The sequence below is a fragment of the Limosilactobacillus reuteri genome, from assembly GCF_034259105.1.
In the GTDB taxonomy this organism is placed as follows: domain Bacteria; phylum Bacillota; class Bacilli; order Lactobacillales; family Lactobacillaceae; genus Limosilactobacillus; species Limosilactobacillus reuteri_G.
In genome coordinates this window covers 13,806-26,513 of the sequence record NZ_CP139476.1, presented here as the reverse complement: position 1 = coordinate 26,513, position 12,708 = coordinate 13,806, and the positions used below count along the sequence as shown (strand labels likewise).

The window sequence follows — 12,708 nt, the reverse complement described above, 5'->3', positions numbered from 1 at the left end:
AAAGAACTAGATCAATAGTCGAAGTGGCTAAGTCTAGTTCTCTAAGTCTCTTTATCATTACCAATTGATAAAGAGTTATTTTTTTATCTTAATTGCTTACTGTAAGAATTAATCTGCTAGGCTAAACTTATTTAGCTTAATCCATTGGTCTGAACTATTACCATTTCCTGCCGGATCATCAGTAAATCTTAAGACCAGTTGTAACCCTGCAGTCGATAGTGTTGGCAAATCAAAGTTAGCATTAAAGCCACTATATTGACTGCGGTAAATTTGTGGATAGACCTTAGCAACATCATCACGTTCACTAAGATTTAATCGTTGACGTCCAATTTCTTGGCCATTTTGAATTAAGATTGCATAGGCATACGGTTTAGTCATTGCATAATCGTTAGCTAACCAGCCCTGTACAGTCAGATGGCGATCATTTTGGACAACATTGTCAATGGAATAGGCTGATTGTTGGAATGTTCCCATATTTAACCAGGAGTCAGTATGTGCACCATTATTACCATTACCAGTGGCGTCTGCCGAATAGCGGCTAACTAATGAGTAATTGTGTCCTGAAATTAAAGGTAGTCCACCAAAGGCATAGTTAAACCGTGAATGATTTGCAGTTTGAATATCGCCAAAGACATTCTTAACATCTTGCGATGATTGCAGATCTACCTTTTCAGAAGCAACCTGTTGTCCAGTAGTATTATCAAATACAATCAAATAATGATTAGGCTCAAGTTGTGAGAGGTCTGTAGCATGCCATCCGGCAACCTTTACTTGACCATTACTTAATGTAACAGAATCAAGGTTGGCTCGGTTCGTCCGATTCATTGGCTTAAACCAATAATCTACAGCATTCCCATTTCCTGCAGCATCGTCCGTCCAACGGGAAATAAACTGAATATTATCATTAAAGAACTGTGGAGTTAGGTTAAATTTAACACTGAATCCGGAGTTTACAGCATTAGCAACGGTGCTATAAGTGTTAGCAACATCGGGGCGACTAACGGCCGTTACCTTTTGTCGTGCAATTTCATGACCGAGGTTCTGGTCCCAGGCAATAATGTAATGGTAAGGCCGACCTGCGGCTTGGTTAGTAGCATGCCAGCCAGTTACGGTTAAAGTATTGCCATTGGAGCTTAACCCATCAAGATAAGCTTGATTGCCTTCATTAAGGGCCAGTGGGTTAAACCAATAATCAACCCGAGCTCCTTCTCCATTGTTTGGATCATTACTGTAACGGGCAATTAAGCTTAATGAGTGATTGATGCTACTATTTGGAATATCAATCGTAATGTTAAAACCAGAGTAAAGACTGTTATCGACATTCGGATATGCTCTTTGAACGTCTGAACGAATCTGTGGTACAAGCTTTTGACGAGCAATTTCATGCCCTAGCGTATTATCAAATACAATCATATAACGATAGCGGTCAGAGTTACTTGAACCCGTAGCATGCCAACCGCTAGCAATGAGTTGGGCTTGCCCTTGATCGTTTTCGGTTAAGCTGTAAACATCTAAGTTTCCGTAATTGGAATTTACATTATTTGATACAGTAGTTGAATCGTAAGGAACTTCATTATCAGCTAAAGTGGTATTGATCTTCTTAATATTGACACTAATAGGGCTGATGCCATCTTCAGTTACAGTGACCGTACTAGGAATTTGTTCATCTTTGTTAGCTAATTCATAACCATCTGGTAGGGAGAGTTTAACATTAATCTTATCCCCAACCTTTCCAGAGATTGTATCGGTCTTGATTACTTTACCGTCTTGGTCAACATAATTGATTGAGCCAGTTTTTACTGCGGGTAGTTTCTTAACTTGGATGGTAATGGTTTTAATGCCATCTTCAGTTACAGTGACCGTACTAGGAATTTGTTCATCTTTGTTAGCTAATTCGTAACCATCTGGCAATGAGACCTTAATGTCAATTTTGTCTCCAACCATACCAGAGATTGGATCAGTCTTGATTACTTTACCGTCTTGGTCGACATAGTTGATTGAGCCATTTTGTATCTCCGGCAGTTTTATTTCAAATATAGAATTAGCAACCTCTGATGGATTTGATAGATGTTCAGGATGAACTCTCTCAAGTAATATTCTGGACGGGAACATTTTTTTGTTTTTGGCGTCTAAATTATCATAGAATCTCTTGTATTGTTCATCAGTTGCCTTTCTTACAAGAGGAAGTACGGTTTCATAAACAATTTGTGCTTGATTTTCTCCAGATATATTTTTATAGAAAGTAGGGGCTTTGATAGTAGCAATTGTTGCACCGGTTTGTCCCATTATTGCCAAATCATCCATTACTTTAATTTTATTGTTAAATTTGGTAGTGGAACCTGGATTCGATACTGAAAAATAATTGAGGCCCGATCCATCGAACATAGTTGCTAGATAAGTAACGTTGCTAGTGTCCCATTTACTTATATCACCAACATTATTAAGTGATGAATTATGAAACATGTAAGACATATCAGTGACATTACTAGTGTCCCAATTACTTAAATCTAGTGTATGGAGAGGCGAGTACTGAAACATAGCCCTCATACTGGTAACTTTGCTTGTATTCCAGTGACTCAAATCGCCCACCGTCTGAAGTCCTCTATTTGTAAACATACTTGAAAACATTTCAGACATATCTGTAACATTGCTGGTATCCCATTTTCCTAGGTCACCTGCTGAACGAATTGCTGAATCCGCAAACATGCCGGACATATTAGTAACCTTACTAGTATTCCAATTACTTAAATCACCAACTGAACGGAGATCTAAATTACTAAACATGTAAGACATATCAGTGACACTACCAGTATCCCAGTGGCTTAAATCACCCACCGAGCAGAGACCACTAAACATAGCCCTCATACTGGTAACTTTGCTTGTATTCCAGTGACTCAAATCGCCCACTGTGTCTATATTAGTACCTGAAAACATAAAAGACATATCAGTGACGTTACTAGTGTCCCAATTGCTAAGATCTCCAATTGTTTTAAGATTCGTTGTACCATGGAAAACACGTTTCATATTGGTAATCTTGCCTGTATCCCATGTATCAATGCCCTTTACTTCCTCTAAGGCCGTTTGATTTTCAAATAAACTTCCTATATTGGTAATTTTGCTTTTATCTAGATTGGTTAAATCAACATGTTCAAGATATCCAGTTTCTCTAGATGGAAGTTTAAAGGTAGAGTCCCAATTACTATTTTCGGCGACAACTTTATCGCTATGGGCACCTTGAGTTTTACTAATTGCGATTGTAGCAACTCTTGTCTGAAAATAGGTGCCGCAGTCCTCCTGAATTTTTTTAAGAACATCAGATGTAATTCCAACGTTGCTGACTTCGCTTATATTGACATTTGCATTATTGAAATCATTCAAATTCGGAATGATAATATGATAACCATCTTGGACACGAAAATTATCTAGTCCATGATAATTAGTTAAATTAAGAATGTTGTTATTAATTTGATAGTCCCAATCTTTTACATTGACTGTTCCATAAATATTGGGATCTAGTCCGTCATCATTATTTACATCAGTAACAGCTGCTATGGTAGCTGAAGTGTTTTGATTGTCTTGAGCAGTTTGGTTACCTTGAACGGGTTGTTTGCTTTGAACTGTTGTGTGACTTTGTGTAGTCACGGGCTGATTTAAAACAACTGAATTGTTTGAGTTGTTGTTTTGTGAGGATTGAACTGTTCCATAAATGTTAGGATCTAATTCGCTAGAATTATTTGTAGCGGCAGTGACTGTTAAAGTAGTTGGAGTATTTTGCACGGGTTGGCTATTCTTAACCGTGCTGTTACTTTGCGTTGTCACAGGCTGATTTAAAACAACTGAATTGTTTGAGTTGTTGTTTTGTGAGGATTGATTGGAGCCTTCCGCTTGAATAGATTGCGTATTCTCGATTGTTGTATCGGCATGAGCTGTATAGGCACCGATCCCGCCCAACAAAGTAATTGTTGTAGCAGTTAAGGTAGCTACTACCCAGTTTTTACCAGCTTTATATAATTTCTTATGTTCCTTAGCCATTAAAATCCCTTCTTATTAATAATTTAGTTATTTAGTTCAAACTATGCTTAATAATAAGTTAGTTTGTTAACACTAATTTTACTCTCTTTATAACAAGTTAGTCTACTTTGACGTGAAATTGTTTGCATGATTGACTAGTATATTGATATAAAAGTTTATCATTGATTCGCTACTCTTCTTTTTATATACATTGTTTTTAATTTACATTATTGAAACTAATTCGTGCTAGAATGATTATGTTACTGAGCAAAAGAGGGGTGGTACTCATACAGGCTAAAAAGTTAAAAGAATACATTATTGCAGATGATGAGAGAATTTATTCTGTACTTGATGCTGCTGGCTTTCACGATATTTGGAAGGCCTCTGATAGTGAAATTCGATGTGCTACCCCAGACGGAGATAACAAAACCGGTGTAATGGTGAAGCTGAATAAAGACTTATACACCGCTATGTTTTCATCAGATTACTCTGGTGACTTATTTGGTGCTATTCAAAGGGTAAGAAATACTAATTTCGCAGACACAATGGTATTCATACATAATGTTCTTGGTTTACCAACGGGTAGTGGTGGTAAAACCTATACGGATCCGCTAGGTCAATTAAGAGGCTTATCTGCTGGTGGAATCAACGATAGGCAAAAGGAGAATAAGAAGTATACCGAAGCAGAGCTTGGTACTTTTATCCCCCTGCCTCACAAATCATTGATTGAAGAGGGTATTAGCCCTAGGGTGACTACTCAATTCAATATCTGTTTTGATCCAGAGTTAAATAGAATGGCTCTTTGTCAATCGGTAAGGATGAAGAGAATTTGGAGAACTAGACTAAGCCACCTTGGCTATTGGTCTAGTTCTCTTTTTTGATAATTCACGAATCATGAGATTAGAAGTCTTCAACGAAATAAGAATCCTAATCCGAAAATGGGAGAAGTTGCGATAAGGTTCAAATAGATCGACAACGACAATCTTAACCGACCAGCGAGCCCTTTTAGAGTAGTGAGAAAGAAAGTAATCACGCATAAAGTGCGAATTACGGGACTGGATGATATCAATAGTGCGATGGTTTTGTGGATTCATTAAGATCATACTCATCTTACTTTGGGCGAACTTACCAGATTTAAAGTCATCAAAAGCGATAGTTGCCGGTAACCAGTGAGGATTAGTCTTAAAGGTATCTTCGAGGCCCTCGAGCTGACGCTCAACGGTGTTAGTGGAAACATTGTGATGGTTGGCAATCGTCCGCATGGATTCATTCTCACTGAGTTCCTGCACAATATGGTATTTAACGACATTCGCAATTCGACAGGCAAAGTTAACTCCTTGGGCCTCGGCAACTTTGGTAATTCGCTTGAGGCATTGGGGTGATGGTGGACAGAGATACTGTTGCTTCTTGATTTTTAAGACAGCTGGTTTTCCAGCCAGTGTAAGGATTTTGATCGTTACAGGCCGCTTACGGAAGCCATTGCGACGCATTAGCTGGCCGCAAAGCGGACAGTGCATAGGATAAGACTGAATTAAATGAATGATCTTTAGTTTTTTGTTCTCAGTTAAAAATGGTTTGTCAGGTTTTAAGTGTGAATCCTTGATTCCAGTCCAAAAGTTGATCTCATTATTCATGAGGAATATGTCCTTTCTAAGACAACTGAGTGGTTATGGGGATAACATAGGACGGTTGTCTTTTTTCTTTTTTAAATCAAGGGTATAGCAAATAACAAAAAACGGTAAAGATAAGAATTCATCTTATCCTTACCGAATATCATAGAACCTAATTTTATAAAACGAGTATTTTACAAACAAACTCTCACTCAGAATGCGGGTGGGAGTTTATTCGTTTATTGTCGCTTTTGCTATTGTTCTACGTACTATACAGTACTATCATAATAATGTAAGCACTTTAAGGGGTGATTTAATGGAAATTAACCTTAATGATCCCAATATTATGGATGCTGGAGATGCGTCTAAGATTTGGGGTCATGCTGAAAATTATGTAAGAAGGACTTATAAGAGTGATCCTTCAAAATTCCCTGAAGGTAGCATACGTAAATTTGGCAAACAATGGATCGTTACCACAGAGGGAATGGAAGCTATTACTGGGGTAAAAGACCCTAGAAATAATAATTAATTTAGCAGAGATAAAAATGAGAAAGAATAAAACACTACATAATAAAGTTGAACCTTTGGAATTACCTCGATATGTCCAAAGTGAAATTCAAAAGATAAAATGGGACAAAGAAATACCTGATTACGAGAAAGTAAAGGAAGATGCAATCGCATTTGCTAAAGAGGCACAGGCGGAGGCTGAAAGGAAGAAAAACGGAACTGTTACCTCAGAGAAGGTAATGAGAGGAAAGGTTGCTCAACTTCTTTTCAAGGGGGTACTTGGATACTCAAGTATTGGTGAGAAGTTCAATTATATGGAACAAAAATCAGCTGTAGATAGTGGCAAAAGGGCTGACGGTTTAATTGGCGAATTCAAGCGTGACGACGAGATCAGCAACGAAGATCTTATGGTTAAAGCGGTAATTGAATGGGAAGACTCTAGTTATGAATTTGATACGTCTGAAGAAGGACGCGGTGTAACACAGGCATTTGGCTACCAAGCAAAATATAGATGGTATCGAAATCAGCAAAAATATGTCATAGTATCTAACTTTATTGAGTTACGGCTTTATGGAAGCGATGAAAGAACGGCCGAAGTCTTTAACTTAACAAAGCTAGATCACGAATATCAGTTACGTAGATTGTTGTTATTCCTTCATGCAAGCCGGTTTGCTCCGGCTGGTGGAAAGTCAAAGAGTGATACTTTCTTCGCAAAGGAGCCCGAGGACGAACAGAAATCGGTCACAGCTGAGGCAGCTGCAAAATTAGGTGAACTAAGTAATAAAATTCAGGCTATGGGATATTCAGAAACCGAGACTAATATTTTTATGACAAGAATTTTATTTGCTCTCTTTGCCGATGATACAACCATTATGGATGGGAAGTTCCAAAAATTTCTTACTCACAAAGTTGTTAAAAGAGAAGATGGGACGAACACACTTGGGCAAGAACTAAATGTTCTCTTTCAGGTATTAAACACTCCTGTAAAAGAACGCGGCGTAATGTTTACGGAATATGCAGATTTTCCATACATAAATGGTAATTTATTCTCAAACGTTACTATTTTTCCTTCTTTTACAAACGAAATTCTTGATGACTTAATTGCGGCTGGTAATTATGATTGGTCAAGAATTAACCCAATTATCTTTGGCAATATGTTCGAAGGGGCATTAAACAACGAAACAAGGCGTGACCTGGGGGCACACTTTACTTCCGAGGTCAACATTCGTAAAACAATCGATTCATTATTTCTAAATAATCTTTATACCGAATTCAATGCTATTCTTAATCGTGGAATAAACGTGAAACGGAATTTAATTGACTTCAAGAAAAAACTAGCTGGTTTAAGGATAATGGATCCTGCGTGTGGATCAGGTAATTTCCTTATCGTTGCCTATCGTGAACTACGTCGACTTGAACATGCAGTTGTGAAAGAGTTATTCAAATTAAACGGTCTTATAGGACAACAAGAACAAATGGAATTATTGTCGGCCAATGACGAAGTTAACGCCAAACCAGACTCGGGTTTTACAAAGAATGGAGACTATACAGAGTTTTGGAAAGAAAAGAATGGTGATGTTCCACTAATACAAGTAGAAGTGTCTCAATTTTATGGTATCGAAATTCAAGATTATGCTGTTGATGTAGCAAGAGTAGGAATGTGGCTTGAAGACCATTTAATGAATATGGAGGCAAGTAAGGAATTCTTTAAGACTGGTCAGTTTATTCGTATTCCATTGCATACAGGGGCTCATATTATCTGCGCCAATGCCTTGCGCTATGATTGGTCAAAGCTAGTTAGCCCGAATGATCTTGATTATATTATTGGGAATCCTCCATTTATAGGCTTAAGTAGTCTTCCAACAAAGGATAAAGAATTAAAGAAGCAGCAGACTGAAGATATTGCTATAGTATTTGGAGACTTGCCGAAGAAAGGAAAGTTGGATTATGTAACTGCTTGGTACGAAAAGGCAACGAAATACATGCAGAAGAATAACACGATACAAGCTGCCTTTGTTTCTACTAACTCTATAACTCAAGGAGAACAGGTGGGTATTCTTTTGAGACATCTTTTTGAAGATGAAGGTCAACATATTACATTTGCATATCGGAGCTTTGTTTGGGATAATGCTGCGCAAAATAAAGCACATGTACATTGTGTAATAATTGGCTTTACATTGTTAGAGCTTAAAGGTCAACCTATAATCTATGATGAGAATGGTAACAAACATTTTGCAAATCATATTAATGGCTATTTACTTGATTATCCTGATTTTTATATTGAGTCTCGAAAGACGATACCACCGAAGGGGCTACCTGAAATGCATCAAGGAAGTAAGGCGCTTGATGGAGGTGGATTGGTTCTTAAGCCAAAGGCAGCACAAAGTTTAGAAATCAAATATCCAAAATTAAAGCCATATATTAAACCATACATCGGCTCAAGTGAGCTTATAAAAGGAAAAAAGCGTTATTGTTTATGGCTACAAGGGGTTAGCCCGTCATTGTATCGGAAAATTCCTGAAATTAAGGATCGACTTAATATAGTTGTAAATAAAAGAAAAAACAGTACAACTCAATCCATAAAAAAGAATGCAACTAAAGCTCCGTATCTTTTCTCAGAAATTAGACAGCCGACTACTGACTATATTGCTGTCCCTGAAGTTTCGTCCGAGGGTCGAGAATATATTCCGATCGCCTTTTTGTCGAAGGATATTATAGCAAGTAATAAGTTATATTTGATTTCAAGTACAGAAAAATGGATTTTTTCTGTTTTAAGTTCATCTACGCATATGGCCTGGATGCGGACGGTTGCAGGGAGATTAGAGACGCGGTATAGTTATTCTCCCGCCGTTTATACTAATTTCCCATGGATAAACTTTACTGCAGACCAAAAAGAGAACCTGTGTAAGACGGCTCAAGCTATTCTCGACGCGCGTGCTTTGTATTCAGACGACACGCTTGCTGATCTTTATGATCCTGAGACTATGCCAATTGAGCTTCGTAAGGCACATGAAGCTAATGATAAGGTTGTCCTGAAGGCGTTTGGGTTAAAGCCATCTGTAACAGAGCGAGAAATTGTACAACACCTGTTTGAGATATATGAAGAAATTAACTAGAGGTAAAAGAATGATTGATTATACTACACTAAAACATAGTTCTGACGGTATGCCAACGTGGGATGCCCTTCTAGGCATTGTTTTAAAACTTGCTACGGAAAAGCGAAAATGGACAGCAAAAGATATAAAAGCGGCAACGGTAAAGGAATTAAATCTTCCTGACGAATTAAGAGAAAAAGAGCTTGATTCGGGTAATGATGCTATAAAACGCGCGGGCTTCGCACTTAGTAGATTGAAAATTGCTGGCTATTTACGCTCTGATAAAAGAGCTGAGTATGAAATAACGACGCTGGGCAAAGAGGCTTGTGATAAATATGGGCTAACCTTAAGCAGAACCGTCGTCCAGAATGAGCCGCTGTACAAAGCCCATATTGCTGAAGTAAAAAAAGCTAAAAGTAAAGATACTGACAACGATAGTGATAACAATATTGAATATGATAGCGATGATCCCCAAACCACCTTATCTAACGAAAATTCTATTCAAGAATGGTTCAATCTAAAAATGGAAGAAACAAAGGATCACTTGCTTACGGAACTAACAAAAATGAATCCATATGCTTTTGAAACGCTTATGGTAAACCTATTGAATAGGATGGGGTATAAAGGGTCCAATGGCCAATCTATTGTAACCCAAAAGTCTAAAGACAATGGGATTGACGGCGTAATCTACCAGGATGCGTTGGGACTCCAGAAGGTATATCTTCAGGTCAAGAGGTATGCTGCCGGTAATTCAGTTGGTCGTCATGAAATAACTTCTTTTAGTGGAGCAATTAATTTAAAGCATATGGATAGAGGTGTTTTTATAACTACATCAACATTCACTAGCGATGCATATGAAGCTGCTAAAGGTTTAAATATTGTTACTATTGATGGAGATGCACTTACTAACTTAATGATTCAGTATAGGGTAGGGGTTGAAGAAGCTAAAACCTACTACCTATACAGAATTAACAAAGATGATTTTACAGAGTAAATTTTTATAGAATTTGCATCTTTATAAAACTGATATTTTATAAATGCTACTATAGGACAGGTTCAGCGTGATGTGCTACAATATTGGATGTAAAGGAATTCCTTTATTTAATAAACCGTTAGCTTCTCAGCTATTGTTGCTGGGAAGCTTTTTGTAGTGCGCCCGGCATGGGTATTAGCTAGGTGGTGAAAGTCCGCTATGGGCCGTAGTAGTCGGAACCATGAGCTGAGGACAAGGGTGTCCACCGTGAGGTGGAATCTGAAGGAAGTCTAAGGCAAAGTACTGCATCGATGAACAAGAAGTAGCTATAAGGCTGAAATTAACTGGATAAGGCTGCTAGACAAGTTGAAGTCCAATACTACTCGAAGTTGGTCTCAGTAAAGCTAACGATGACATGGTACGAAAGCTAATATTCTTACCCGGGGAGATCTGGCCTACACGTTTCCGACAAGAGGAATAAGTTTAATTTCCACAGAAACAAGCGGTGCAGTGATGCAGTGTTGAGTAAGCCAGAAGTCAGCCGAGGTCATAGTAGTTTGAATAATCAGATGAAGGACTGAACGACAATAACTTGTAACTTATATCGGAGGTGTAATCAGGTGCGACAATCGCAGAAAACAGAACAACAAGCTGACCGCTTGTCGAGGATAGGTTTGGAAAACCGAAAGTACACAAGGGCGCGGGCGCGTAGTACCGGTTATGGTGAAGGTAAAGGTATGAGTGTCACTATCCAAGACCTGGTCTTGGATCGCAATAACCTTAATCAGGCTTATTTGCGAGTTAAGAGAAATAAAGGAGCAGCAGGCGTTGACGATATGACAGTCAATGACCTTCTGCCATATCTCAGAGAAAATAAGACGGAACTGATCGCTAGTTTGCGTGAGGGCAAGTATAAACCAGCTCCAGTCAAACGGGTAGAAATTCCGAAGCCTAATGGTGGAGTAAGAAGACTTGGAATACCAACGGTGGTGGACCGAATGGTTCAACAAGCTGTAGCCCAAATTCTTACGCCTATCTTTGAGCGTGTTTTCTCTGATAATAGCTTTGGCTTCCGTCCCCACCGTGGGGCCCATGACGCTATTTCAAAAGTAGTAGATCTTTATAATCAAGGTTATCGAAGAGTTGTCGACTTAGACCTAAAAGCCTATTTTGATAACGTTAATCATGACTTGATGATTAAGTATCTCCAACAATATATTGATGACCCATGGACACTAAGACTCATTCGTAAGTTTCTAACTAGCGGAGTCTTAGACCATGGGCTTTTCGCTAAGAGTGAAAAAGGAACCCCACAAGGAGGGCCATTGTCACCACTACTGGCGAACATCTATCTAAATGAGTTGGACAAAGAGTTGACTAGACGTGGTCACCACTTTGTGCGCTATGCGGATGATTGTAACATCTATGTTAAAAGTCAACGAGCCGGAGAACGAGTAATGCGAAGCATTACCCAGTTTCTAGAAAAGCGCTTGAAAGTTAAAGTGAACCCAGATAAAACCAAAGTCGGTAGCCCGCTACGGTTGAAGTTTCTTGGCTTTTCGTTGGGTGTAGACCACAATGGGGCCTACGCCCGTCCAGCTAAACAATCGCAACAACGAGTAAAGAAAGCACTGAAGTTATTAACTAAACGTAATCGTGGAATATCTCTGACAAGAATGTTTGAAGAAATTCATCGAAAAATGCGTGGGTGGCTTCAGTACTACTCAATTGGGAAACTAACTGACTTTATTCAACGCCTTGACAAGTGGTTGAGAGCCTGAATAAGGCAGTATATCTGGAAGCAATGGAAGAAGTTTAAAACTAAGGTAACTAATTTACAGAAGCTGGGGCTGTCTCAGCATGATGCATATGTCTTCGCTAGTACCCGCAAGGGGTACTGGCGAACTGCACACAGTAAGACCTTGAGCTATTCTCTAACTAATAGAAAACTGGAACAACTCGGACTTATGAATATGTCCAAGACGCTCCAGTCAATTCAATGTGATTAAGTTGTCGAACCGCCGTATACGGAACCGTACGTACGGTGGTGTGAGAGGTCGATAATTGAACTAATCAATTATCTCCTACTCGATTGGAATTCTGTGCTATAATGCATCCCGTAAAGAGTAGTGTCTCTTTGCATAAAATGTGTTGCGAATTCTTCAGTAATATTATTGCTGGGGAATTTTGTATAGAAAAAGCCCCACGCAAAACACGTAGGACTACTAATATAAGAGTTGACATCATTGTAATCTTATTCTTTGCGGACAATATCGTCCCTAATTATCCTGGCACCATACTTTTGACGTAGATTAAATAGCTTCTTCTTAGGAAAGGCATGGGTCAGTACGGGAATGTCCCATTCCTTTTGAAATGCCATTAGCACCTCAACGAACTCATCATATGTGAAGTCAGAGAAAGGGAGTTGCGCAACGATTGCGGTATAGACTCCAGGATTGAATTTACTATGTGCTTCTGCGGTGATATTGTACTTCTCGCTAAGATCGGTAAT

Annotated in this window: 7 protein-coding genes and 1 pseudogene; 5 read left to right on the top strand and 3 right to left on the bottom strand. The window is 38.7% G+C overall.

Annotation, left to right across the window (positions count from 1 at the left end; all coding sequences use genetic code 11):
• Window positions 1-108: 108 nt before the first annotated feature.
• Window positions 109-4,032: a BspA family leucine-rich repeat surface protein gene (locus SH603_RS00080; RefSeq protein WP_321533566.1), complete on the bottom strand. Its 3,924-nt coding sequence runs from the start codon at window positions 4,030-4,032 to the stop codon at window positions 109-111.
• Window positions 4,033-4,289: 257 nt separating this feature from the next.
• On the opposite strand from SH603_RS00080, the gene SH603_RS00075 reads away from it, so the two are divergent.
• Window positions 4,290-4,892, top strand: coding sequence for a hypothetical protein (locus SH603_RS00075; protein WP_321533565.1), 603 nt, complete (start codon window positions 4,290-4,292; stop codon window positions 4,890-4,892).
• On the opposite strand, the gene SH603_RS00070 is transcribed toward SH603_RS00075, so the two are convergent.
• Window positions 4,854-5,645 (bottom strand): transposase family protein, encoded by a 792-nt coding sequence (locus tag SH603_RS00070; protein WP_321533564.1) that lies wholly within the window; start codon window positions 5,643-5,645, stop codon window positions 4,854-4,856. The two genes, SH603_RS00075 and SH603_RS00070, sit on opposite strands and share 39 nt — an antisense overlap.
• Window positions 5,646-5,937: 292 nt before the next feature.
• Here SH603_RS00070 and SH603_RS00065 point away from each other — a divergent pair, with 292 nt between their 5' ends.
• The 4 genes and pseudogenes from SH603_RS00065 to ltrA all read left to right on the top strand — a co-directional run bounded on the left by SH603_RS00065 (window position 5,938) and on the right by ltrA (window position 12,205).
• Entirely contained in the window at window positions 5,938-6,150 is a 213-nt protein-coding gene (locus SH603_RS00065; protein ID WP_321533563.1) for a helix-turn-helix domain-containing protein, read from the top strand.
• Window positions 6,151-6,166: 16 nt separating this feature from the next.
• Entirely contained in the window at window positions 6,167-9,244 is a 3,078-nt protein-coding gene (locus tag SH603_RS00060) for a class I SAM-dependent DNA methyltransferase (protein ID WP_321533562.1), read from the top strand.
• Between the two features lie 10 nt (window positions 9,245-9,254).
• Window positions 9,255-10,217 (top strand): restriction endonuclease, encoded by a 963-nt coding sequence (locus SH603_RS00055; protein ID WP_321533561.1) that lies wholly within the window; start codon window positions 9,255-9,257, stop codon window positions 10,215-10,217.
• 599 nt (window positions 10,218-10,816) lie between these two features.
• A pseudogene (ltrA, locus tag SH603_RS00050) lies at window positions 10,817-12,205 on the top strand (group II intron reverse transcriptase/maturase).
• A gap of 245 nt (window positions 12,206-12,450) precedes the next feature.
• Here the strand turns inward: ltrA and SH603_RS00045 are convergent.
• On the bottom strand, window positions 12,451-12,576 hold the full coding sequence (locus tag SH603_RS00045) for a hypothetical protein (RefSeq protein WP_321533560.1): 126 nt from the start codon (window positions 12,574-12,576) through the stop codon (window positions 12,451-12,453).
• Between the last annotated feature and the right edge of the window lie 132 nt (window positions 12,577-12,708).